Source organism: Stenotrophomonas sp. MMGLT7, assembly GCF_021168555.1.
In the GTDB taxonomy this organism is placed as follows: domain Bacteria; phylum Pseudomonadota; class Gammaproteobacteria; order Xanthomonadales; family Xanthomonadaceae; genus MMGLT7.
Window position 1 is genome coordinate 93,339 of the sequence record NZ_JAJOZS010000013.1, and the last position, 23,449, is coordinate 116,787.

The window sequence follows — 23,449 nt, forward strand, 5'->3', positions numbered from 1 at the left end:
GCAGCAACCTGAAGAGGATCTGATGCCTCAGGAGGCCCGCGGCAGTGCTGCCGGGCCGGGCTGCGGCAGCACCATCACCACCGCGAGCCCCCGCCCCTCCAGTCCGTCCCCGAAGCGCAGCTGCCCACCATGCAGGCCGACGATGCGCTCGACGATGGACAGGCCCAGTCCGCTGCCCTGCCCGGCATTGCCCAGTACCCGGAAGAAACGCCGGGTGAGCTGCCGAAGGTCGGCGGCGGCAACGCCCGGACCATCGTCGCGAACCGCGATCCGCACCGCCGGAGCGGCACCCGGCACGGCGGGCAACTGCTTCACCTCGATGCACACCTGTCCGCCCTCCGCGCCATAACGCACGGCGTTGTCGGCCAGGTTGCGCAACGCGCTGCGCAGCAACTCGGCGTGCGCCCAGGCCACGTCGGCCTGCACCTCGGCCTGCAGGCGCACGCCCTTGGCCCGCGCCGCCGGCGCCACGTCGACCAACACCGCATTCACCAATGCAGGCAGCGCCACCGCTTCGCAGGCCAGGCTGCCGGGCTGCTGCGGGTCCAGCCGCGCCAGCACCAACAGGTTCTCCACCAACGAGGTGCAACGGTCCACGTCGGCACGCAATGCCGTCAGGTCGCGCTGCTGCGCCGCGTCCAGGCTGGCGGCGTGGCTGCGCTGCATCAGCTGGATCTTCATGCGCAGCGCCGCCAGCGGCGTGCGCAATTCGTGCGCGGCGTCGGCGGTGAAGCGGCGCTCGGATTGCAGGGCCTCGCCGAGGCGCGCCAGCACGCCGTTGAAGGACTGCACGATCGGGCGCAGTTCGTCGGCCTGGCCCGCATCCGGCACCGCGGCCAGGTCGCTGGGGGACTTGCGCCCGATATCGCCGGCGATGCGCTCCAGCGGTCGCAACTGGCGGCGGATCGCCAGCCAGTTGACCGCCGCCAGCAGCACCAGCAGCACCAGCCCCGGCCACACCAGGTCCTCGGCCATTTCCTCCAGCAGTTCGGTGCGTGCCTCCAGCGGCTGGGCCACCTGCACGTAGAGACCGTGCGCCTCGACGTGCAGCACGTGCACCCGCCACAGCCGCTGCCCGTGCCGAACGGTCGACGTCTCGTCGTCGCCATCCACCCGCGCCGGCGCCACGAACGGCCGGTCCGGCACGTCGCGCGAGCGGCGCAGCACCCTGCCCTGCCGATCGACGACCTGGTAGTACAGTCGCACGCCGTCGCCGCGCCCCTGGACCGTGGCCAGCGCGCCGGCGGTGGACGCATCGGTCGGGTCCAGCCCGGTCGCGAACGCCGCCACCAGGTGCGCCCCTTCCTCCAGCGCATCGTCGAACACGTCGCTGGTCTCGTTCCATGCCACGCCGACGATGATCGCCAGGCTGGCCAGCCAGCACACGACACTCGATCCCAGCGTCGTGGCGATCAGGCGGCGACGCAGCGAATAGCGCGCGCCGGCGGGCCTGCTGCGGCGCATCCATGCCGGCAGCCTCACCGCGGCGCTCCCACGCAGTAGCCCTGGCGCCGCACCGTGACGATGAAATCGCTGCCCAGCTTCTTGCGCAGGTGCGAGATGTGGACCTCGATGGCATTGCTCTCCACCTCCTCGCCCCAGCCATAGAGCGCATCCTCCAGCTGGCCGCGGCCGACGATATGGCCCTTGCGCAGCAGCAGCGCATGCGCGACGGCATACTCTCTCGCGGTCAGCGCCACCGGCTCGCCGCCGCGGGTGACGCGCTTGGCCACAGGGTCCAGCGCCACCTCGCCGTGGCTCAGCAGCACAGTAGCGTTGCCTGCGCCGCGGCGCAGGGCGGCGCGGATGCGGGCCGACAGCTCCTCCAGGTCGAACGGCTTGACCAGATAGTCGTCGGCGCCCAGGTCCAGCCCCTGCACCCGGTCCTCCAGCGTGTCGCGCGCGGTGATCATCAGCACCGGGGTAGCCAACTGCGAAGCGCGCAGCGCCTGCAGCAGCGCATCGCCGTCCAGCCCGGGAAGGCCGCGGTCGAGCAGGATGCACTGGTAGGGCTGCGCCAGCAGCGCGGTACGCGCCTGGTCGCCGCGGGTAAGCCAGTCCACGGTATAGCCGTCCAGCCGCAGCCAGGCCTGCAGGGTCTCGCCGAGCGAGGGGTCGTCTTCTACCAGGAGGATGCGCATCGGGCGAGCGTAGGGGCCGGAGATGAAGTGAACCTGATGTCCGCGGCAGGCGCCACGGCGCTCGAGCATGGCACCGGCGGGCAACCGCTGCCAGGCCCCGGTGCGGCGGCGCGGGTGCCATCGCGGCCCGGATTCGCGGTGCCGCGAAGGCGAGTGCCTGCGCGCGTGGGGCACCTGGGGCCGCCCCTCGTCTGCACGCCGCCACGCGGCGAGCATGCGCAGCGGCGCCATGGCCGCCCCTGGGCGCAGCCCGTACACTGCCGCGATGAACTATCGCCACGCCTTCCATGCCGGCAACCACGCCGACGTGCTCAAGCACGTCGTGCTGCTCGCGCTGATCGACGCGCTCAAGCGCAAGGACACCCCGTTCTTCGTGCTCGACACCCATGCCGGACGCGGCCGCTACCTGTTCGCCGCCGAGGAGAGCCGCAAGACCGCCGAGGCCGACGCCGGGGTGATGCGGCTGATGACGCTGCCCAGGCTGCCGGAGGTGATCGAGCGCTACCTGCGCGCGGTGCAGGCCGACAACCCGGTCGGCGCCCTGCTCGCCTATCCCGGCTCGCCGCTGCTGGTGGCGCAGGCGATGCGCGAGCAGGACCGGCTGGCCGCCTGCGAACTGCAGCCGGAGGAAGCGGCGGCGCTGAAGGCCCTGTTCGCCCACGACCGCCGCGTGCAGGTGGTGGCCGGCGACGGCTACGCGGCGATCCGGGCGCTGCTGCCGCCCAAGCCCGGCGGCCACAAGATCGGCCGCGGGCTGGTGCTGATCGATCCGCCGTACGAGGCGCAGGAGGCCGAGTACCCGGCCATCGTCGCGGCGCTGCGCGAGACCCTGGCACGCTGGCCGCAGGCGGTGTGCGCGGTGTGGTACCCGATCAAGCAGCGGCGCAGCCTGCAACCGTTCTTCCGCAAGGCCGCCGCGCTGCCGGCCAACTCGGCACTGCTGGCCGAACTGCAGGTGCGCCCGGACGACTCGCCGCTGCGGCTCAACGGCAGCGGCATGCTGCTGCTCAACGCGCCGTGGCAGATCGACCAGGCCATCGCCCCGGCCCTGCCCGCGCTGAAGCAGTACCTGGGCGAGGCCGGCGCCTCGACCCGGCTGGAGTGGCTCAAGGCGCCGCGGTGAGGGCGGGATTGGGGATTGGGGATTGGGGATTGGGGATTCATATAGAGCATGAGGCCTATGCTCCTAAACGGATCCCCAATCCCGAATCCCCGCCCCAAACCCCACATTCACCGCATACATACCTGGCAGTGCGAGAATCGCCGCCACTCTCCCCGAGGAAAGTCGATCATGGCTACCCGCAACCGAATGCCGCCGTGGCATGAGACTTTCATCCTCCCCAGCGGCCGCGAACTGCTGATCCGCCCGATCCGCCCGGAGGACGCCGAACCGCTGCAGGGCGCCTTCAGCCTGCTCGGTCCGGCGGAGATCCGCGACCGCTTCCTGCATACGGTCGACGAACTCACCCCGCAGATGGCCCAGCGCCTGACCCATCCCAACCCCAAGACCGAGATCGCGCTGGTGGCGGCCGAGCCGCTGCCGCCGGGCGAGGCACTGGTGGCCGCGGTGGCACGGGCGACGATCCTGCCGGGCACCCGCGACGCCGAGTTCGCGATCCTGGTCAGCCACTTCATCGCCGGGCAGGGCCTGGGCCGGCAGCTGATGCGCAAGCTGGTCAAGTGGGCGCGCGGCAAGTACCTGGACCGGCTGCAGGGCGACGTGATGGAAAGCAACGAGCCGATGCTGCAGCTGGCGGCGTCGCTCGGCTTCGAGCCGCAGACGCATCCCAGCGCCAGCGGACTGGTGCGGGTGAAGATGGAACTGGGCGCCTAGCGCCGGCCGGATCCCTTTCCAGGGCGGCGGCCTGGTGGTACGCGGCGCTCGAATCGATCGCCCTGCACCAGGCGCAGGAGCGCTTTCCTTTCAGGAGCCAGCCATTTCCCGGTCACAGGGCGGGCCCCGGCCCACCACGGCGGGACTGCCGTGACCGGCAAGATGAGCAGGTCACGAACCAGCGGCATGCAAGCGGCGATCAAGGCGCGGGCCTGCGTGTGGCCGGCGCTGCGAGCGCCGTGCGGCGGGCCGGAATCCGCCCCATGCCATCGTGGCAGCGCTGCGTGGCCTCCCGGCCATCGACCGCGAAGCGGCTTTTCCCAATGCAAAGGCCGCCGCAGCGCTGCGCCCCTGCGAGGCGGTGAACCGGCGGGGGCGCCAGGCCATCCCAGCTGGCGCCATGGAGCCGGCCGGACCAGTCCGCCACGCCCCCCTCGCTGCGAGGGACCGGACGCCTTCCGCGCCGCCACCGGCATTACCCATGCTTCATCGTGGCGCGGTAAAATTGTCGGTTCATGTCGTCGCAGCCCTCTTCCATGCCGCCACTGCCCAGATCCGGGCAGCTCCGCGCCTTCTGGCGCGCGCCCGCCTCGGCCACCGCCCTGGCCTGGTACGTCGCCCGTGCCGCCGAGCACCACCCCGGCCCGCTGCTGGCGGTGACGCGGGACAACCAGGCCGCACGCCAGCTCGAGGCCGACCTGCATACCCTGCTGGGCACGGAAGGCGCGCAGGCCGAGCCGTTGCCGGTGCTGAGCTTCCCCGACTGGGAAACCCTGCCCTACGACCAGTTCAGCCCGCACCCGGAGATCGTCTCGCAGCGGCTGGCCACGCTGCACCGGCTGCCCACGCTGGAGCGCGGCGTGGTGGTGGTGCCGGTGCAGACGCTGATGCAGCGGTTGGCGCCGCTGCGCTACATCGTCGGCAGCAGCTTCGACCTCCGGGTCGGCCAGCGCCTGGACCTCGAGGCCGAGAAGCGCCGGCTGGAAAGCGCCGGCTACCGCAACGTCCCGCAGGTGATGGACCCGGGCGACTTCGCCGTGCGCGGCGGCCTGCTCGACGTGTTCCCGATGGGCTCGAAGACGCCGCTGCGGATCGAGCTGCTGGACGAGGACATCGACTCGATCCGCGCCTTCGATCCCGAATCGCAGCGCTCGCTGGACAGGGTCGAGGCGGTGAAGATGCTGCCCGGCCGCGAAGTGCCGATGGACGATTCCAGCATCGACCGCGTGCTGGCGGCACTGCGCGAGCGCTTCGACGTCGACACCCGCCGCAGCGCGCTGTACCAGGACCTCAAGTCCGGGCTGGCGCCGTCAGGCATCGAGTACTACCTGCCGCTGTTCTTCGACTCGCCGCACGACGACGCGCGGGCTGTTGCGAAGGACCTGCACAGCTCCACCGCCACGCTGTTCGACTACCTCGGCGACAAGGCATTGCCGCTGGTCGCACCGGGCGTCTCCAATGCCGCCGATGCGTTCTGGGCGCAGACCCAGGGCCGCTACGAGCAGCGCCGCCACGACGTCGAACGCCCGCTGCTGGCGCCGGAAGAGCTGTACCAGTCGCCCGACACCCTGCGCGAGCGGCTCAACAGGCTCGCTCGCATCGAGGTCTGGCCGGCGGACCACGCCAACATCGACAAGGCCAGCGCGCTGGGCGACCAGCCACTGCCGCCGTTGCCGGTGGCGGCCAAGGACGCCGCGCCGGGCGCCGCGCTGAAGTCCTTCCTCGACCATTATCCGGGCCGCGTGCTGATCGCCGCCGATTCGCCCGGCCGCCGCGAGGCGCTGCTGGAGGTGCTGGCCGCGGCCGAGCTCAAGCCGCAGGTGGCGACCGATTTCCCGGCGTTCCTGCGCCGGGGCGCACCGCGCTTCGCCATCGCCGTGGCGCCGCTGGAGGACGGCTTCGCGCTGGACGAGCCGCGCATCGCCGTGCTCACCGAGCGCCAGCTGTTCCCCGAGCGCGCCAACCAGCCGCGTCGCCGTGCCCGCGCCGGGCGCGAGCCCGAGGCGATCATCCGCGACCTCGGCGAACTGACCGAGGGCGCGCCGATCGTCCACGAGGACCACGGCGTCGGCCGCTACCGCGGGCTGGTGACGATGGACATCGGCGGCATGCCCGGCGAATTCCTCGAAATCGAGTACGCCAAGGGCGACCGCCTGTACGTGCCGGTGGCGCAGCTGCAGCTGATCAGCCGCTACTCCGGCGCCTCGGCCGAGACCGCGCCGCTGCACTCGCTCGGTGGGGAGCAATGGACCCGTGCCAAGCGCAAGGCCGCCGAGAAGGTACGCGACGTCGCCGCCGAGCTGCTGGAGATCCAGGCCCGCCGCCGCGCCCGCGCCGGGCTGGCGCTGCAGGTGGACCGGGCGATGTACGAGCCGTTCGCCGCCGGCTTCCCGTTCGAGGAGACGCCGGACCAGCTGGCCGCCATCGACGCCACCCTGCGCGACCTGGCCAGCAGCCAGCCGATGGACCGCGTGGTCTGCGGCGACGTCGGCTTCGGCAAGACCGAGGTCGCCGTGCGCGCCGCCTTCGCCGCCGCCAGCTCCGGGCGGCAGGTGGCGGTGCTGGTGCCGACCACGCTGCTGGCCGAGCAGCACTACCGCAACTTCCGCGATCGCTTCGCCGACTGGCCGCTCAAGGTCGAGGTGCTGTCGCGCTTCAAGAGCACCAAGGAGATCAAGGCCGAGCTGGCCAAGGTCGCCGACGGCACCATCGACGTGATCATCGGCACCCACCGGCTGCTGCAGCCGGACGTCAAGTTCAAGGACCTGGGACTGGTGATCGTCGACGAGGAGCAGCGCTTCGGCGTGCGCCAGAAGGAGGCGCTCAAGGCGCTGCGCGCCAACGTGCACCTGCTGACGCTGACCGCCACGCCGATCCCGCGCACGCTCAACATGGCCATGGCCGGGCTGCGCGACCTGTCCATCATCGCCACCCCGCCGCCGAACCGGCTGGCGGTGCAGACCTTCGTCACCCCCTGGGACAGCGCGCAGCTGCGCGAGGCGTTCCAGCGCGAGCTTTCGCGCGGCGGCCAGCTGTACTTCCTGCACAACGACGTGGAAAGCATCGGCCGCATGCAGCGCGAGCTGTCCGAGCTGGTGCCGGAGGCGCGCATCGGCATCGCCCACGGGCAGATGCCCGAGCGCGAGCTGGAGCGGGTGATGGTGGATTTCCAGAAGCAGCGCTTCAACGTGCTGCTGTCGACCACGATCATCGAGTCGGGCATCGACATCCCCAACGCCAACACCATCATCATCAACCGCGCCGACCGCTTCGGCCTGGCCCAGCTGCACCAGCTGCGCGGCCGCGTCGGCCGCTCGCACCACCGCGCCTACGCCTACCTGCTGGTGCCCGACCGCCGCAGCATGACCCCCGATGCCGAGAAGCGGCTGGAGGCGATCGCCTCGATGGACGAGCTCGGCGCCGGCTTCACCCTGGCCACCCACGACCTGGAGATCCGCGGCGCCGGCGAGCTGCTGGGCGAGGACCAGAGCGGGCAGATGGCCGAGGTCGGCTTCAGCCTGTACACCGAGCTGCTCGAGCGCGCGGTGCGCAGCATCAGGCAGGGCAAGCTGCCGGACCTGGACGCCGGCGAGGAAGCGCGCGGCGCCGAGGTCGAGTTACACGTGCCGGCGCTGATCCCGGAGGACTACCTGCCCGACGTCCATACCCGCCTGACCCTGTACAAGCGCATCTCCAGCGCGCGCGACAGCGAGGCGCTGCGCGAGCTGCAGGTGGAGATGATCGACCGCTTCGGCCTGCTGCCGGACGCGGTGAAGAACCTCTACGCCATCGCCGAGCTCAAGCTGCAGGCCAACGCCCTGGGCATCCGCAAGCTGGAACTGGGCGAGAACGGCGGCCGCATCGTGTTCGACCCCAAGCCCAACGTCGACCCGATGACCGTCATCCAGATGATCCAGAAGCAGCCGCGGCTGTACGCAATGGATGGGCCGGACAAGCTGCGCATCAAGCATCCGCTGCCCGAGCCGGCGGACCGCTTCAACGCCGCCCGCGGCCTGTTGACCTCGCTGAGCCCTAACTGACCTGCACCGCGCTCGGGTTGTCACAGCCACCGCAGGGGACGCCGTAGGAGCGACTTCAGTCGCGATGAGGCTTTCCCGGGAAAGCCCCATCGCGACTGAAGTCGCTCCTACGGCGCTCCTACAGGGGTCACGCGTGCCTCGATGGATCGGCCGGGAAACCCGGTGCGGTGCATTCGTCAGTAGCCGTGCCGCACCCGCGGCGGCAGCTTCCAGTCGGACAGCGGAACGAACAGGCCGCTCTGGCGGACGGAGAGCACCGGACCTCCGCGTCTGCCGCCGGTGGCCTTCGCGCAGCCGAACCGGCTGGCGGTGAAGGCAATCTTCCGCATCGAGTTGTTCGGCGCCAGGGCGATCCACCGACCTGGACGATCCGGAAGCAGCCGCGCCTGTAGACGATGGACGGCCGCACATCGGGCCACCCACCACCAGGCCGGCGCACCGTCTCCACGCATCAGCGGCCTGGCTACCGCGCCGGCGCCACGCGTTCACGTCGCCACGACAACGGTCGCTGCATCTTTCAGATGCCGTTCATGAATTGGCAAGCTTCCGGCATGGCCAGGCGATGAAGCATTTCCGCCTGCTGCCGTTATCCAGGAAGGAGGCCACGGACCGCCGCGGAGTTGGCGACAGTCCGACATCACATCGGAGGTGAAAGATGGCAAGACAGCATCACTGCAGGCGCATCGGCACGGATGCTGCCCACGTGTTCCAGGGTTCCGCTTCCAGCCAGGGAGGTGCGCCATGCGCCTGACCCAGGCTACCCGGCTGTGCATCGCCGCCGCCGTCGCCGTGGCGATACCGCTGCTGGCCGTCCACTTGGTCCCCGAGACCGTGCAGCGGCAGAATCCGGGCGAACTGCTGCTGGGCGTCGCGCTCGCCTGCGCCGCGGTCCTGGCCTGGCCGGTGTTCGCCGCGGCGCGCTCCCTGCGCCTGGCCGCGCGCACGCTCGAAGCGTTCTCGCACGGCCGGTTCGACGTAGAACTGCCCGCCGCCGGCATTGGCGGCAACGAGATCGCACGCGGCCTGCGCGCGGTGCAGAGCAACATCCGCCACGTCAACGAACAGATCAACCGCATGGCGCGCGAACACGAGGCCGGCGACATCGACGTGGTCATCGACAGCGCGCACTGCGAGGGCGAGTTCCGCACCATCGCCGAGGGCATCAACACGATGGTCGGCAGCCACATCGAGGTCAAGAAGATGGCCATGGACGTGGTCGCCGAGTTCGGCCGCGGCAACTTCCAGGCGTCGCTGCCGCCGCTGCCCGGCAAGAAGGCCTTCATCAACGACATCATCGACCAGGTCCGGCGCAACCTGGCCGGGCTGATCGAGGAGATGAACCGCATGTCGCGCGAGCACGACGCCGGCGACATCGACGTGGTCATCGACAGCGCGCGCTTCGACGGCGACTTCCGCACCATGGCCGAAGGCATCAACGCCATGGTCGGCAGCCATATCGCGGTCAAGAAGATGGCCATGGCCGTGGTCGCCGAATTCGGCCGCGGCAACTTCGAGGCGCCGCTGCCGCGGCTGCCCGGCAAGAAGGCCTTCATCAACGACACCATCGAGCGCGCCCGCGCCAACCTGCGCAGCGTCGGCGAGGTGATCGCGGTGATGCGCGCGGTCGCCGGCGGCGACCTCGGCCGCACCATGGGCGGCCGCTACGAGGGCGCCTTCGCCGACATGCACGGCGACGTCAACGGTACCGTCGCCAAGCTCAGGCAGATCGTCGGCGAGGTCCACGACAGCGCCGGCACCCTGGCCGGTGCCTCCGATCAGGTCAGCGCCACCGCGCAGTCGCTGAGCATGGCCGCCTGCGAGCAGGCCGCCGGCGTGGAGCAGGCCAGCAGCGCGATGGAACAGATGTCCGCCTCGATCGCGCGCAATGCCGACAATGCCCAGGTCACCGACGACACCGCCGCGCGGGCCGCGGCCGACGCTGTCGAAGGCAGCCGCACCGTGCATGCCACCATCGCGGCGATGAAGCAGATCGCCGCCAGGATCTGCATCGTCGACGATATCGCCTACCAGACCAACCTGCTGGCCTTGAACGCGGCGATCGAGGCAGCCCATGCCGGCGAGCAGGGCCGTGGCTTCGCCGTGGTCGCCGCGGAAGTGCGCCGGCTGGCCGAGCGCAGCCGCGCCGCCGCCAGGGAGATCGGCAGCGTGGCCGCCTCCAGCGTGGGCATGGCCGAGGACGCCGGGCACCGGCTGGAGCAGATCGTCCCGGCCATCCGCCACACCTCCGAGCTGGTGCAGGACATCGCCTCCGCCTCCGGCGAGCAGCGCGACGGCGTGGCGCAGATCAACACCACCGTCGGGCACCTCAACCAGACTACCCAGCAGGCGGCAGCCAATGCCGAGGAACTGGCCGCCACCGCGGAGGAAATGAGCGCGCAGGCCGGACGGCTGCGGCAGTTGATGGCCTTCTTCAGGATCGAATCGCTCCCCCTCTCCGGCGCCGTGCAGGCGGCGGCCCCCACGCCGAAGGGTGGACGCCCGCTCAGGATCGTCCGCCTCGTCACGCCGCAATCCTGAATCCGGAAGAAGCGCCTGCGGCCGGGTTCCGCCCGGCCGCCTGCGAACCGCGGCCCCGCATATCCCGCATGCGATGCGGCCGCACCCATGCAGCAAGCGGGCCGCTGCTGGAACGAGATGTGCTCACCGCTGCCGCTTCTCTATTTTTATGTAGGCAAAGGACGCATTAGTTGAGAACATCGTCACACTTTTCCTGACGATGCTTCACAGACATTGTTTTCCAACCTTCACCCCGACCCCAGCTACCTGAACTGCTCCGCCGAATCGCTCGCACTCGCGCTGGAAGAGCGCGACCGCTATACCCGTGCCCACTGCGACCGCGTGAGCCGGCTGGCGAACCGGCTCGGCCGGCGCTGCGATCTCGATGCCACCACGCTGGCGCAGCTGACCCTGGCCGCCCTGCTCCACGACATCGGCAAGATCGGCATCCCCGACCACGTCTTGAACGCGCCGCACCGCTTGAGCGACGAGGACTGGCGGCTGATGCAGTCCCATTCCGAGCGCGGCGAGCGCATCTTCGCCGCCAGCCGCCACCCGCATGCGCCGCAGGTCGCACAGCTGATCCGCCACCACCACGAGGCCTACGACGGCAGCGGCTACCCCGACGGCCTGCACGGCGAGCACATCCCGCTGCCGGCACGCATCCTCAGCGTGGCAGACAGCTATGACGCCATGACCAGCAGCCGCCCCTACCGCGCGATGCTGTCGCACGCGCAGGCGATGCAGCGGCTGCGGCAGGCCAGGCACCGGCAGATCGATCCGCAGGTGTTCGCCGAGTTCGAGTGCCTGATGGAGGACGCCGGCGCCGGGCGAAGCTGAGCCGGCGGACGCGATCGTTCTTGCGTCGAGGCATCGATGGAACAGCGGGCACTGCCGGGATTGGGGATTGGAGATTCGGGATTGGCAAGAGCCTTGCTCCTGCCTTTCCCGAATCCCGAATCCCGAATCCCCAATCCCCAATCCCGCGCCGCGCGTGGCGGGAACGCTGACCCTGGCCCGGGCAAGCGAAGCGCACCCGTGAGCCGGGACAGCCTCGGCCCATGCAACCTTTGCCCTTGCCCGCTCCACATGGCCGATTGATCGCACCGCAAGATCACCGGATCCCAGCCAGTCCAGACCTTCGGCCGAAAGCCGCGGGAACGCCGTGTTCGGGTTTCCCGGGCATGCGCCGCAGCGCTTCGATCAACGGCTGTTCGGCCAGGTACGTTTCCCCGCACGTCGGCAGGACACCTGCACGGTCACAACGGCACCGCACTGCCCTACAGCTGCGACTCCAGCGGCAGCCAGCCGATCACCCGGGCGGCGGCGCGACGCCAGAACCCCGCTTCCGGCTCGCGCTCCCAGGTGCGCGGCGGCTGCACCGAGCCATCCAGCCAGCGCAGGCGCTCGCCCTGCAACTGCAGGCGATAGCTGCTGTCGGCCGCGGTCTTGGCCGCGTACAGCCTTTCCAGTTCGGCGGCCGCATCGGCGTCGCGGAACAGCAGGCCCATCTCGGTATTGAGGTTGATCGAGCGCGGATCGAGATTGAACGAGCCGATGAAGCCGGCCTCGCCATCGCGCACGAACGCCTTGGTATGCAGGCTTGCGCCGCTGGAACCGAACAGGCTGCTGTCGGGCTTTCCGTGCGGCATCAGCTCGAACAGCGAAACGCCCTGGCGCAGCAGCGGCACGCGATATCCGGCGTAGCCGCCATGCACCGCCACCACGTCGTTGGCCGCCAGCGAATTGGTCAGGATGCCCACCTCCACGCCGCGCCGGCGCAGCTCGCCGATCCAGCGCACGCCGGCATCGCCGGGCACGAAGTACGGCGATATCAGCTTCAGCTCGCGCTGCGTGCGCGCCATGTGCGACACCAGCACCGGCGTCAGCCAGTCGGCCGTCGGCGCGGCGCCCTCGGCCTTCTCCGGCGGGTCGGACACCACCTGCGCCTGCCGCGTCCAGTGCAGCGGCGGGTCGCTCGCCAGCAGGCCACGCACGTCGGTCGACTGCCGCACCCGCTGCAGGTAGGGATGGGCGCGCACCGACGCCATTCCCGCATCGATGGCGCCGCGCAGCCGCGCCAGCGCATCGCCGCCGGGCTGCGCCAGTGCCGACAGCGGGATGGCGCTGCGGCTGTTCCAGTAGGCGTCGAATATCCGCGAGCCCTGCGCCACCGCCGGACCGACCAGGGCCACGTCGGTATCCAGGAAGTTGACGTCGCCGGCGGCATCGAAGTATTCGTCGCCGATGTTGCGGCCGCCGACCACGGCGATCCGGCCATCGGCGATCCAGGCCTTGTTGTGCATGCGCCGGTTGATGCTGAAGAACCGCAGCAGCATCTCCGCCCCGCGCATCAGCGTGCCCTCGCGGGCGCGGGTCGGGTTGAACATGCGCACCTCGATCAGCGGATGGTCGTCCAGCGCGGCCAGCACGGAATGGCTGCCGTGGGCGTTCATGTCGTCCAGCAGCAGGCGCACCCGCACGCCGCGATCGGCTGCGCGCACCAGTTCGCCGTACAGCAGGTTGCCGGTGAAGTCCGGATGCCAGATGTAGTACTGCAGGTCCAGGCTGCGGCCGGCCGAGCGCGCGGTGAGCGCACGCACCGCGAAGGCATCGACGTTGTCGGCCAGCATCAGCATGCCCGTTTGCCCGGGCCGTGCCTCGGTCAACGGCCGCACCGCGCGATCGATGGGGGTCGCGTCCGCGGCCGGCGGCAGCGCCCGCGACTCGACGCCCCGGGCACGCTCGGCGAACCGGCCGTAGCCGTACAACGACAGCAGCGAGGCCAGCGCCAGCAGCGCGAATGCCAGGCCGATCCACTTCAATGCCTTCTTCATCGGCGGGCCCGGAATGAGTGGACGTCCATTCTAGGGGGAGGGATCGGGGATTCAGGATTCGGGATTGGCAAATGCCCTGCTCCTGCTTCCATCGAATCCCGAATCTCCAATCCCGAATCCCGGCCCGCCAAGGCGGGCCTACCAGATCACCACGCGATCCTTGTCCGGCCGCACCATCGCGTCGCCGGCCTTGCACTGGAACGCCTGCGCGAACGCCGGCATGTTCGACGGCGCGCCGTTGGCGCGGAAGTTGGCCGGCGCGTGCGGATCGGTGTTCAGGCGCACCCGCAGCTCGCCGTCGGTGAAGTTGCGCCGCCACACCGTGGCCCAGTTCATGAAGAAGCGCTGGTCCTGGCTGTAGCCGTCCACCTGCACGTTGGCGGCCGGATCCTCCTTCAGCGCCACCTGCAGCGCGTCGTAGGCCACGGTCAGCCCGCCGAGGTCGCCGATGTTCTCGCCCAGGGTTAGCCGTCCCTTCACGTGCAGGCCGGGCAGCGCCTCGTAGCCGTCGAACTGCGCCACCAGCTTGTCGGTGCGCTCGTCGAAGCGCTTGCGGTCGCCCTCGGTCCACCAGTTGTCGAAGTTGCCCTGGGCGTCGAACTGGCTGCCCGAATCGTCGTAGCCGTGCATCATCTCGTGGCCGATCACCGCACCGATGCCGCCGTAGTTGAGCGCCGGATCGGCCTCGGGATCGAAGAACGGCGCCTGCAGGATCGCCGCCGGGAACACGATCTCGTTCTTGGTGGCGTTGTAGTAGGCGTTGACCGTCTGCGGGGTCATGCCCCATTCGGTCCGGTCCACCGGCTTGCCGATCTTGTCGAGCATGTAGCGGTAGTTGAACGCGCGCGCGGTCTGCATGTTGGCCAGGAAACTGCTGCGGGTGGTCTGCAGCCCGCTCCAGTCGCGCCACTTGTCCGGGTAGCCGATCTTCGGGGTGAAGCTGGCCCACTTCTCCAGCGCGCGCTGCTTGGTCTGCTCGCTCATCCAGTCCAGGTTCTGCAGCCGCGCCTTCAGCGCCACCGACAGGTTCTGCACCAGGTGCTGCATCTGCTCCTTGGATTGCGCCGGGAACGCGTCCTGCACGTACAGCTTGCCCAGCGCCTCGCCCATGGCGGTGTTGGTGGCGGCGAGCACGCGCTTCCAGCGCGGCAGCATTTCCTGCTGGCCGCGCAGGGTCCTGGAGTAGAAGTCGAAGTTGGCCTGCTCGAACGCCTGGCCCAGGTACGGTGCGGCGTCGTCGACGGCGTGGAAGCGCAGGTAGGCGCGCCAGGTCGAGGCCGGCACCCGCGCCAGCATGCTCTCCAGCTCGGCGAAGTACTGCGGCTGGCCCAGCGAGAAATGTGCCGGCGCCGGCACCTGCAGGGTGTCGAAGAACGCCGTCCAGTCGAGGCTGGGGATGATGCGCTCGGCCTCGGCCAGGCTCACCGGGTTGTAGCGCCGGGCCGGGTCGCGCAGCTCGATGCGCGAGAGCGAGGCCTGCGCCAGCCGGGTCTCGAACTCCATCACCGCCTTGGCCTGTGCGGCCGCCTGCGCCGCGTCCACGCCTGACAGCGTCAGCAGCCGCGCGATGTACTGCACGTAGGCCTCGCGGATCTTGGCGTGGGCCGGCTCGACGTAGTAGCCCTTCTCCGGCAGCCCCAGGCCGCCCTGGCCGGCGTAGGCGATCACCTGCCCGGAATCCTTGTAGTCGGCGTTGGCGCCGAAGGAGAACAGCGGCCCCTGCCCGGCCGCGTAGGCCTGGCGCAGGTAGGCGGCGACGCCGGCGCTGTCGCGCACCTGCTCGATGCGCGCCAGCTGCGGCTGCAGCGGGGCGATGCCGGCCGCGTCGACTGCCGCCTGGTCCATGCCGGTGCTCCAGATGTCGCCCAGCTTGGCCTCGATGCTGCCGGGCCGTGCGCCGGCCGCGGCTTCCTGCACCAGTTTGTGCTGGATCGCCAGCGAGCGCTCGCCGAGGATCTCGAAGCTGCCCCAGGTGGTGCGGTCGGCCGGCACCGGGTTGGCCGCCAGCCACTTGCCGTTGACGAAGGCGTTGAGGTCGGTGCAGGCGGACACGGACGGATCCAGGTCGCCCGGCTGCAGGCTGGCGCTGGGCAGCGGCTCGTCGCCGCCGGCGGCCAGGGCCGGAGCGGCGATCGCCGCGGCGATGGACAGGGTCAAGGGAAACAACGTGGGAAGCCTCATGCAGGAACTCCGTGGGACGGCGCAAACGGCCAGCGTAGGCGATCGCGCGCCGTGACGGGTAGGACAAAGGTCATGCCCCAGCGGAGTCGGCACGCACTGCCGGCTCGGGAGCCGGTTGCATATATCGCATGCCGCAACGTCGGCCGGCTACTTCGCCTTGCCCTGCGCGGCCACGGCCGCGGCCGCCTTCTTCGCCGCCTCCGGATCGCCCAGGTAGCGGAAGGACTGCACCGCCAGCTCGTCGTCCAGCTCGAACAGCAGCGGGATGCCGGTGGGGATGTTGAGCTCGACGATGTCCTCGCGCGAGACGCCGTTGAGGTACTTGTACAGCGCCCGCAGCGAGTTGCCGTGCGCGGTCACCAGCACCGTCCTGCCGTCCTTGAGCTGCGGCGCGATGGCGTCGAACCAGTACGGCAGCACGCGATCGAGGGTGGTCGCCAGCGATTCGGTTCCGGGCAACGCGTGGCGGTCGAGCGTGGCGTAGCGGCGGTCGTGGAGCGGATGGCCCGGATCCTCGGCGTCCATCGGCGGCGGCGGGATGTCGTAGGAGCGGCGCCAGACCTTGACCTGGTCCTCGCCGTGGCGGGCCGCGGTCTCGGCCTTGTCCAGGCCCTGCAGCGCGCCGTAGTGGCGCTCGTTGAGGCGCCAGCTCTTGTGCACCGGCAGCCAGTCCTGGTCCAGTTCGGCCAGCGCCCCCTGCAGGGTGTGGATGGCGCGCTTGAGCACCGAGGTATGGGCGACGTCGAACTGCAGGCCCTCCTCGCGCATCAGGCGTCCGGCCGCCGCCGCTTCCTGGCGCCCCTGTTCGGTGAGATCCACGTCCACCCAGCCGGTGAAGCGGTTGGCCAGGTTCCACTGGCTCTGGCCATGGCGCAGCAATACGAGTTTGCGGGTCACTACGGATCTCCATCGGACACGGGTCGAGCCCACGATTGTAGCCGCACGCCGCCAGCCCGCCTGCACCCGGCGACCACCCCGCGTCGGCGATGATGCGGCCATGGACAGCAACGATTCGGTCTTCGGCGATTGGGACGGTTCCCCGGCACAGGCGCGGGTGCTGCAGCATCAGCTCGCGCGCCAGGTGGTGCTGGAAGACCGCTACCGGCAGCCGCTGCAGCTGCTGGCCGGCTTCGACGTCGGCTTCGAGGACGACGGTGCCGTCACCCGCGCCGCCGCGGTGCTGCTGGACGCGCAATCGCTGCAGTTGCTGGAAAGCCATGTCGCGCGGGTGCCGACCTCGATGCCCTACGTCCCCGGCCTGCTCAGCTTCCGCGAGCTGCCGGCGCTGATGCAGGCGCTGGCACTGCTTTCGCGCACGCCGGACCTGGTGTTCGTCGATGGCCAGGGCATCGCCCACCCGCGCCGGCTGGGCATCGCCGCGCATTTCGGCGTGGTCAGCGGACTGCCCAGCATCGGCGTGGCCAAGACGCTGCTGGCCGGCCGCTTCGACCCGCCCGGGCCGGAGCCGGGCGAGCGCACGCCGATCCTGCACCGCGGCGAACAGGTCGGCTGGGCGCTGCGCAGCAAGCGCCGCTGCAACCCGTTGATCGTGTCGCCGGGCCACAACGTGTCCCTGGATGGCGCGCTGGCGCTGACCGAGCGCTTCCTCGCCGGCTACCGCCTGCCCGAACCCACCCGGCTGGCCGACCGCCTGGCCTCGCGGCGCGGCGCGATGCCGGACCTTCGGCAGGACGATTTGCTTTAGGGCGGGGATTGGGGATTCGGGATTGGGGATTCGCAAGAGCAAGGCGTTTGCCAATCCCCAATCCCGAATCCCCAATCCCCCCCCCACCGCGCACCAGCCTGCCCCGGCCCGGAAAGGGAGCCCCGACGCCCCATGCGATGCTGTGGCCACGTCGCCAGCGAGCACCATAGCGAGCCTTCCCATGACCACGATCATCGCGCCCCGCGTCCACGACATCGATGGACTGCAAGTCCGCCGCTCCGTGCCCAGCCTGCAGGCGCGCAGCGTCGGCCCGTTCGTGTTCGTCGACCACATGGGCCCGGCACTGTTCGAGCCCGGGCACGGCATCGACGTGCGTCCGCACCCGCACATCGGCCTGGCCACCGTGACCTTCCTGTGGTCGGGCGAGATCGGCCATCGCGACACGCTCGGCTCGGACCAGGTGATCCGCGCCGGCGACGTCAACTGGATGACCGCCGGACGCGGCATCGCCCACTCCGAACGCACCCCGCAGACCGCGCGCGAGCACGAGAGCCCGCTGCACGGCATGCAGACCTGGGTGGCGCTGCCGCGGTCGGCCGAGGAAACCGCGCCGGCGTTCTTCCACTTCGGCGCCGAGCGCCTGCCGCAGCAACGCCGCGCGGGCGCCTGGCTGCGGGTGATCGCCGGCCGCGGCTACGGCGAGGAATCGCCGGTGGAGGTGTTCGCCGACACCCTCAACGTCGCCATCGACCTGCAGGCCGACGCCGAAATCGACCTGGACGGCTCGCACGTCGAGCGCTGCATCTACGTGCTGGAGGGCGAGGCGCAGCTGGACGGGGTCGACATCCCCGCCCGCCACCTGGTGATCCCCGAGCCCGGCGCCCGCGCGCGGCTGCGCGCGAAGACGCCGCTCAAGGCCATGCTGATGGGCGGCGAGCCGCTCGACGCGCCGCGCCACCTGTGGTGGAACTTCGTCTCCAGCTCGAAGGAGCGCATCGAGCAGGCCAAGGAGGACTGGCGCCAGGGCCGCTTCGGCACCATCCCCGGGGACGACAAGGAATTCATCCCGCTGCCCGAGCAGCGGGTCCCCAAGCCGGTGGACTATCCCTAGGAGTCCGTCCCGCGGCCGGCGTTTCGCCATCGCCGCGCAGGCGCACTGCTGCCCGGAGAAGTTTCCTCGCCGGGACAGCGAAGCCTGAAACGCGAGGCTCTCGATGCGCCTGGGCACTCCCGGGACCCGGATAGAGAGGCTTGCGCGCCGAACCTTGGTTCTCGTCATCCCCGCGCAGGCGCACTACTGTCCGCAGAAAATTCAGGATCGGACAGCTGGCAGCTGAAGCGGCATGGCTCACGTCCGGGAGAATTGAACGCGTCGTCCACGCGCAGGCGGGGATCCAGTGCCTGTGCCTTGAAAGGTGGAGCTACCGGGATATGCGTAGCTGATTGATTTCACCACGTAAATTGCTGGCTCCCCGCCTGCGCGGGGCCGACGAGCACACGGACGACGGCCTACGCTCCGAGTCCCGCTGCCATCGAGGTCGCAAGGCCTCCGCCGCAAGCCCTCGCCGGCCAGGTCGGGAAACTTCCCCGCAAAGTCGTGCGCGCAGACGGAGCCCAGGGACTTTCGTACAGATCGAGACAACGTCCAATGGGCTTCCGCCTGCGCCGGAGCGACGATCGGAATTTCCCCGACAGTTGTGCGCGCAGGCCCGGACGACGATGGCTTGGCTTTCTTGTCGGTCGGAACCCCGGGATTGCCGCCCGCCTGCCGGTTGCCTCGCAGGTAGCCCTTGGTTATGGTGCAGCGCAAGGTGTCGTCCGCGCGGGGAGCGTCGGAAGGCATTCGGGCAGCATCGCGGCAGGGTCACACGGCGATGCCGCCCAGGTTCGCTTCCGACTCGGGGATCCAACGCATGAAGAACGCCATCCGCATTCTCGGACCGTGCCTGCTGTTGGCCGGCGGCCACGCGGGCGCCCAGCAGCCGTTCGCCTGTCCGCAACTGCCGCCCGCCGCCGGGCTGCAATGGCAACAGCAGGCCGGCGACGACTATCTTTCGTGCAAGGCGTTCACCGCCGAAGGCAGGCAAGCCCTGGGCATCATGCTGACCCGCCGCGACCCCAGGCTGAGCCTGGTGCGCAGCCATCGCGCCGAGCGAGGATCGATCGAGGACGAGAAGTTCCACTGGTACGTCCCCGACCTCGCCGGCCTGGATCCGTCGCAGCTCGCCACGCGCCGCGTCGCCGCGATCGATTTCGGCAAGGGCCGCTATGCGCAGATATGGGTGGACGCCGCAAGCACCGAGGAATTGCAGGCCATCCAGGGCATCGTGCAGCGCCTGGACCTGCAGGCCGTGCAGTTGGCCAGCGAGAAGTAGCGCCGCCCGGACCCGGACCCGGACCCGGCCATGGCCGTCGCCAGCCGGCGGTGGGCCGGGGTCCCATGTCGATTGCATTGAGCCGGCATAGGGCGGACCAAGGTCCGCCGCCTGCAGCACGACAGGCACGCAGGTCGGACGCGGCCGGCGTGCCGTTATCCGGGCTTGGGAACCGGCTCCTAGAACCGCCCTTCCTGGAAATCGACGAAGGCCTGCATCAGTTCCTGGCGGGTGTTCATCACGAACGGCCCATGCCGCACCACCGGTTCGCGCAGCGGTCTGCCGGCCACCAGGATCAGCCGCGCGCCCTGCCCGCCCGCATGCAACTGCAGCAGCGCGCCGCCGCCGAGTACCGCCAGCTGCTGCGCCGGCAGAGGCCGCGCGTCGTCGTCCCGGCCGATGTCCAGTTCGCCCTCGAAGGCATAGGCGAACGCGTTGTGCCCGTCCGGCAGCACGAAATCCCAGGCGGCGCCGGGCTCGAGCCGGATGTCCAGGTACAGCGGATCGGTCGCCGGCTGCATGATCGGCCCGGCGACCTCGCCCACCCGGCCGGCGATCACCTTGACCTGCACGCCGATGGCCGGATGCACCACCGGGATGCGCTCCGGGGCGAACTCCTGGTACCGCGGCGCGGTCATCTTCTCGCTCGCGGGCAGATTGACCCACAGCTGGAAACCGCGCATGCGCCCGGATTCCTGCTCGGGCATCTCCGAGTGCACCAGGCCGCGGCCGGCGGTCATCCACTGCACGCTGCCGGACGTGAGCAGGCCCTCGTTGCCGTGGTTGTCCTTGTGGCGCATGCGTCCGTCGAGCATGTAGGTCACCGTCTCGAAACCGCGGTGCGGATGGCTGGGAAACCCGGCGATGTAGTCCTCGGCCTTCTCGGTGCCGAACTCGTCCAGCAGCAGGAACGGATCCAGGTCGGGCAGCCCGGGCGCGCCGATGACGCGGGTCAGGCGCACGCCGGCGCCGTCGGAGGTGGGCTGGCCGCGCACGCTGCGCACGACACGCGCCGGCGCAGGAAGTCGGGACTGGCTCATCGGGTACTCCATATAGTGTGTCGAAGCCAGTGAAATGGTTGCGCAGCGGCGGCGCGGCAATCGCCGCCGACGCAACCTTTCGTTCCATTGCAGCGTCAATCCGCCGCAGCACGAGGCGGGGCAACGGAAACGTCCGAGGCGGAATGCTCCACCACGGCGAAGCTGGCCGAAGCCCGCCGTGCGAGGCTGGTCTTGCGACGGACTGCCGGCCTGTCGCCGCGCTACACGCCGGGGACCGGCGCAGGAGCGGAGCGCATCCGCGGGCTTCGCCGCCCGCACGGCTTCCTGTCGCCCGTGCTCGCAGGAGCCTGCGATAGGCCGAGCGTACGACCAAAGTTCTAGGCGCGGCTTGATCGTCGGCATTGACCGGCACTGCTTCCCGGGGGAATCTGGCACCCTCTCAAGGGGAGCAGGCATTCATGAAAGGTTTCTCCAAACTGGGCTGGGCCGTACTCGCGGTGGTCGGCGCGTTCTGCCTGGGCACGGTGGCGCTGCGCCGTGGCGAGCACATCAACGCGTTGTGGATCGTGGTGGCGGCGGTCTCGCTGTACCTGATCGCCTACCGCTTCTACAGCCTGTTCATCGCCAAGAACGTGATGCAGCTGGACACGACGCGGGCGACGCCGGCCGTCATCAACAACGACGGCCTGGACTACGTGCCGACGAACAAGCACGTGCTGTTCGGCCACCACTTCGCCGCCATCGCCGGCGCCGGCCCGCTGGTCGGCCCGGTACTGGCCGCGCAGATGGGCTACCTGCCCGGCCTGCTGTGGCTGGTGGTCGGCGTGGTGTTCGCCGGCGCGGTGCAGGACTTCATGGTGCTGTTCCTGTCCAGCCGCCGCAACGGCCGCTCGCTGGGCGACCTGGTGCGCGAGGAGATGGGCCAGATCCCCGGCACCATCGCCCTGTTCGGCGCCTTCCTGATCATGATCATCATCCTGGCGGTACTGGCCATGGTGGTGGTCAAGGCGCTGGCCGAGAGCCCCTGGGGCATGTTCACGGTGATCGCGACGATGCCGATCGCGATCCTGATGGGCATCTACATGCGCTACATCCGCCCCGGCAAGATCGGCGAGATCTCGGTGGTCGGCCTGATCCTGCTGCTGCTGGCGATCTGGTACGGCGGCAAGGTCGCCGCAGATCCGGTGTGGGGCCCCGCCTTCACCTTCACCGGCCCGCAGATCACCTGGATGCTGATCGGCTACGGCTTCGTCGCCTCGGTGCTGCCGGTGTGGCTGCTGCTGGCCCCGCGCGACTACCTGTCCACCTTCCTCAAGATCGGCACCATCCTCGCGCTGGCGATCGGCATCCTGATCGTGATGCCGGACCTGAAGATGCCCGCGCTGACCCAGTTCGCCCACAGCGGCGACGGCCCGGTGTGGAAGGGCGGCATCTTCCCGTTCCTGTTCATCACGATCGCCTGCGGCGCGGTATCGGGCTTCCACGCGCTGATCGCCTCGGGCACCACGCCCAAGCTGCTGGCCAACGAAGGCCACATGCGCTACATCGGCTACGGCGGCATGCTGATGGAATCGTTCGTGGCGGTGATGGCGCTGGTGGCGGCCTCGATCATCGAGCCAGGCGTGTACTTCGCCATGAACAGCCCGGCCTCGCTGGTCGGCAGCGACGTCGTCTCGGTCGCCGCCAAGGTCTCCGAGTGGGGCTTCCACATCACGCCGGAAGTGCTCGAGGCCACCGCCCGCGACATCGGCGAGCACACCGTGCTGGCCCGCGCCGGCGGCGCGCCGACCCTGGCCGTCGGCATCGCCCAGATCCTGCACCAGCTGCTGCCGGGCGAGGACACCATGGCGTTCTGGTACCACTTCGCCATCCTGTTCGAGGCGCTGTTCATCCTGACCGCGGTGGACGCGGGCACCCGCGCCGGCCGCTTCATGCTGCAGGACCTGCTGGGCAACTTCGTCCCCGCCCTGCGCCGGACCGAATCGTGGACCGCCAACATCATCGCCACCGCCGGCTGCGTGGCGCTTTGGGGCTACCTGCTGTACACCGGCGTGGTCGATCCGTTCGGCGGCATCCAGACCCTGTGGCCGCTGTTCGGCATCTCCAACCAGATGCTGGCGGGCATCGCGCTGATGCTCGGCACCGTGGTGCTGTTCAAGATGAAGCGCGACCGCTACGCCTGGGTGACGGCGGTGCCGGCGGTGTTCCTGCTGGTCTGCACCGGCTACGCCGGCCTGATCAAGATCTTCGACTCCAACCCGGCGCAGGGCTTCCTGGCGCAGGCGCACAAGTTCCAGGCCGCCATCGCCAGCGACACCATCACCGCCCCGGCCAAGTCGGTAGCGCAGATGCAGCAGATCGTCACCAACGCCTACGTCAATACCGGGCTGACGGTGCTGTTCCTGTTCGTGGTGCTGTCGATCCTGGTGTTCTCGATCCGCACGATAGTGATCGCCCGCCGCACCCCGCAGCGCACCGACAAGGAAACCCCGTACGTGGCGCTGACCCCGGCGCAGATGGCGGACCTGTGACCGGCGGCGCGCTCGTCCCGGTCGGCCAGTACCAGGCGCACCGCCGCATCTGGCGGCGCCTGGTGCAGACCGCACGGCTGTGCTGCGGCATCCCCGACTACGACAACTACGTGCGGCACGTGCTGGAGAAGCACCCGGACCGCACGCCGATGGACTACAAGACCTTCTTCCGCGAGCGCCAGGACGCACGCTACGGCGGCAAGAGCGGCTTCCGCTGCTGCTGACGGGGTTGGCCCCCAACGCACCACGATGCCGCAAGCGGTGCTGTAGGAGCGACTTCAGTCGCGATGGGGCTCTACCGGTAGAGCCCCATCGCGACTGAAGTC

17 protein-coding genes are annotated in these 23,449 nt (G+C 69.9%); 10 read left to right on the top strand and 7 right to left on the bottom strand.

All coding sequences use genetic code 11. The annotated features are described in order from the left end of the window. Nucleotides 1–27 precede the first annotated feature (27 nt). Together LRX76_RS14975 and LRX76_RS14980 are read right to left on the bottom strand one after the other, a co-directional pair. The gene (locus LRX76_RS14975) at nucleotides 28–1,482 is read right to left on the bottom strand and encodes an ATP-binding protein (RefSeq protein WP_231806429.1); all 1,455 of its coding nucleotides are present in this window, start codon (nucleotides 1,480–1,482) and stop codon (nucleotides 28–30) included. Further along, nucleotides 1,479–2,141 (bottom strand): response regulator transcription factor, encoded by a 663-nt coding sequence (locus LRX76_RS14980; RefSeq protein ID WP_231806430.1) that lies wholly within the window; start codon nucleotides 2,139–2,141, stop codon nucleotides 1,479–1,481. The genes LRX76_RS14975 and LRX76_RS14980 overlap by 4 nt, the downstream gene beginning before the upstream one ends. Nucleotides 2,142–2,406: 265 nt before the next feature. Between LRX76_RS14980 and rlmJ the strand changes: the two genes are divergently transcribed. The 3 genes from rlmJ (at nucleotide 2,407) to mfd (ending at nucleotide 8,015) form a co-directional block, all read left to right on the top strand. Continuing rightward, a complete protein-coding gene (gene rlmJ / locus LRX76_RS14985; protein ID WP_231806431.1) occupies nucleotides 2,407–3,264 on the top strand; it encodes a 23S rRNA (adenine(2030)-N(6))-methyltransferase RlmJ in 858 nt (285 codons plus the stop codon). Nucleotides 3,265–3,432: 168 nt separating this feature from the next. Continuing rightward, the gene (locus LRX76_RS14990; RefSeq protein WP_231806432.1) at nucleotides 3,433–3,975 is read left to right on the top strand and encodes a GNAT family N-acetyltransferase; all 543 of its coding nucleotides are present in this window, start codon (nucleotides 3,433–3,435) and stop codon (nucleotides 3,973–3,975) included. 536 nt (nucleotides 3,976–4,511) lie between these two features. Continuing rightward, nucleotides 4,512–8,015: a transcription-repair coupling factor gene (gene mfd / locus LRX76_RS14995; protein ID WP_231806433.1), complete on the top strand. Its 3,504-nt coding sequence runs from the start codon at nucleotides 4,512–4,514 to the stop codon at nucleotides 8,013–8,015. Between the two features lie 176 nt (nucleotides 8,016–8,191). On the opposite strand, the gene LRX76_RS15000 is transcribed toward mfd, so the two are convergent. Further along, nucleotides 8,192–8,344, bottom strand: a complete 153-nt coding sequence (locus tag LRX76_RS15000; RefSeq protein ID WP_231806434.1) for a hypothetical protein — start codon at nucleotides 8,342–8,344, stop codon at nucleotides 8,192–8,194. A gap of 412 nt (nucleotides 8,345–8,756) precedes the next feature. Between LRX76_RS15000 and LRX76_RS15005 the strand changes: the two genes are divergently transcribed. Further along, on the top strand, nucleotides 8,757–10,553 hold the full coding sequence (locus LRX76_RS15005) for a methyl-accepting chemotaxis protein (RefSeq protein WP_231806435.1): 1,797 nt from the start codon (nucleotides 8,757–8,759) through the stop codon (nucleotides 10,551–10,553). A 213-nt stretch (nucleotides 10,554–10,766) separates the two neighbouring features. Then, a complete protein-coding gene (locus tag LRX76_RS15010; RefSeq protein ID WP_231806436.1) occupies nucleotides 10,767–11,372 on the top strand; it encodes an HD domain-containing phosphohydrolase in 606 nt (201 codons plus the stop codon). Nucleotides 11,373–11,812: 440 nt separating this feature from the next. Here the strand turns inward: LRX76_RS15010 and LRX76_RS15015 are convergent, their stop codons facing one another. The 3 genes from LRX76_RS15015 to gpmA form a co-directional block, all read right to left on the bottom strand. Next, on the bottom strand, nucleotides 11,813–13,369 hold the full coding sequence (locus LRX76_RS15015; RefSeq protein WP_231806437.1) for a phospholipase D family protein: 1,557 nt from the start codon (nucleotides 13,367–13,369) through the stop codon (nucleotides 11,813–11,815). 138 nt (nucleotides 13,370–13,507) lie between these two features. Then, the gene (locus LRX76_RS15020) at nucleotides 13,508–15,550 is read right to left on the bottom strand and encodes a M13-type metalloendopeptidase (RefSeq protein WP_231806438.1); all 2,043 of its coding nucleotides are present in this window, start codon (nucleotides 15,548–15,550) and stop codon (nucleotides 13,508–13,510) included. A 147-nt stretch (nucleotides 15,551–15,697) separates the two neighbouring features. Then, entirely contained in the window at nucleotides 15,698–16,447 is a 750-nt protein-coding gene (gpmA, locus tag LRX76_RS15025; RefSeq protein ID WP_231806439.1) for a 2,3-diphosphoglycerate-dependent phosphoglycerate mutase, read from the bottom strand. 100 nt (nucleotides 16,448–16,547) lie between these two features. Here gpmA and nfi point away from each other — a divergent pair, with 100 nt between their 5' ends. The 3 genes from nfi to LRX76_RS15040 all read left to right on the top strand — a co-directional run bounded on the left by nfi (nucleotide 16,548) and on the right by LRX76_RS15040 (nucleotide 19,591). Further along, entirely contained in the window at nucleotides 16,548–17,255 is a 708-nt protein-coding gene (nfi, locus tag LRX76_RS15030) for a deoxyribonuclease V (RefSeq protein WP_231806440.1), read from the top strand. Nucleotides 17,256–17,436: 181 nt separating this feature from the next. Next, a complete protein-coding gene (locus tag LRX76_RS15035; protein ID WP_231806441.1) occupies nucleotides 17,437–18,327 on the top strand; it encodes a pirin family protein in 891 nt (296 codons plus the stop codon). 802 nt (nucleotides 18,328–19,129) lie between these two features. Continuing rightward, the gene (locus LRX76_RS15040; RefSeq protein WP_231806442.1) at nucleotides 19,130–19,591 is read left to right on the top strand and encodes a hypothetical protein; all 462 of its coding nucleotides are present in this window, start codon (nucleotides 19,130–19,132) and stop codon (nucleotides 19,589–19,591) included. Between the two features lie 179 nt (nucleotides 19,592–19,770). Here LRX76_RS15040 and LRX76_RS15045 read toward each other — a convergent pair whose 3' ends face one another. Beyond that, on the bottom strand, nucleotides 19,771–20,631 hold the full coding sequence (locus tag LRX76_RS15045; RefSeq protein WP_231806443.1) for a pirin family protein: 861 nt from the start codon (nucleotides 20,629–20,631) through the stop codon (nucleotides 19,771–19,773). A gap of 419 nt (nucleotides 20,632–21,050) precedes the next feature. Here LRX76_RS15045 and LRX76_RS15050 point away from each other — a divergent pair, with 419 nt between their 5' ends. Together LRX76_RS15050 and LRX76_RS15055 are read left to right on the top strand one after the other, a co-directional pair. Further along, the gene (locus LRX76_RS15050) at nucleotides 21,051–23,123 is read left to right on the top strand and encodes a carbon starvation CstA family protein (protein WP_231806444.1); all 2,073 of its coding nucleotides are present in this window, start codon (nucleotides 21,051–21,053) and stop codon (nucleotides 23,121–23,123) included. Continuing rightward, nucleotides 23,120–23,347 (top strand): CstA-like transporter-associated (seleno)protein, encoded by a 228-nt coding sequence (locus LRX76_RS15055; protein WP_231806445.1) that lies wholly within the window; start codon nucleotides 23,120–23,122, stop codon nucleotides 23,345–23,347. The genes LRX76_RS15050 and LRX76_RS15055 overlap by 4 nt, the downstream gene beginning before the upstream one ends. Nucleotides 23,348–23,449 lie beyond the last annotated feature (102 nt).

Bases quoted from the DNA above. Each gene is read 5' to 3' on its own strand.
- rlmJ (WP_231806431.1), top strand. From the start codon at position 2,407: ATGAACTATCGCCACGCCTTCCATGCCGGCAACCACGCCGACGTGCTC.
- LRX76_RS15040 (WP_231806442.1), top strand. From the start codon at position 19,130: ATGAAGAACGCCATCCGCATTCTCGGACCGTGCCTGCTGTTGGCCGGC.
- LRX76_RS15005 (WP_231806435.1), top strand. From the start codon at position 8,757: ATGCGCCTGACCCAGGCTACCCGGCTGTGCATCGCCGCCGCCGTCGCC.
- LRX76_RS15020 (WP_231806438.1), bottom strand. From the start codon at position 15,550: ATGAGGCTTCCCACGTTGTTTCCCTTGACCCTGTCCATCGCCGCGGCG.
- LRX76_RS14980 (WP_231806430.1), bottom strand. From the start codon at position 2,141: ATGCGCATCCTCCTGGTAGAAGACGACCCCTCGCTCGGCGAGACCCTG.
- mfd (WP_231806433.1), top strand. From the start codon at position 4,512: ATGCCGCCACTGCCCAGATCCGGGCAGCTCCGCGCCTTCTGGCGCGCG.
- LRX76_RS15045 (WP_231806443.1), bottom strand. From the start codon at position 20,631: ATGAGCCAGTCCCGACTTCCTGCGCCGGCGCGTGTCGTGCGCAGCGTG.
- LRX76_RS15015 (WP_231806437.1), bottom strand. From the start codon at position 13,369: ATGAAGAAGGCATTGAAGTGGATCGGCCTGGCATTCGCGCTGCTGGCG.
- nfi (WP_231806440.1), top strand. From the start codon at position 16,548: ATGGACAGCAACGATTCGGTCTTCGGCGATTGGGACGGTTCCCCGGCA.
- LRX76_RS15050 (WP_231806444.1), top strand. From the start codon at position 21,051: ATGAAAGGTTTCTCCAAACTGGGCTGGGCCGTACTCGCGGTGGTCGGC.
- LRX76_RS15035 (WP_231806441.1), top strand. From the start codon at position 17,437: ATGACCACGATCATCGCGCCCCGCGTCCACGACATCGATGGACTGCAA.
- LRX76_RS15000 (WP_231806434.1), bottom strand. From the start codon at position 8,344: ATGCGGAAGATTGCCTTCACCGCCAGCCGGTTCGGCTGCGCGAAGGCC.
- LRX76_RS14990 (WP_231806432.1), top strand. From the start codon at position 3,433: ATGGCTACCCGCAACCGAATGCCGCCGTGGCATGAGACTTTCATCCTC.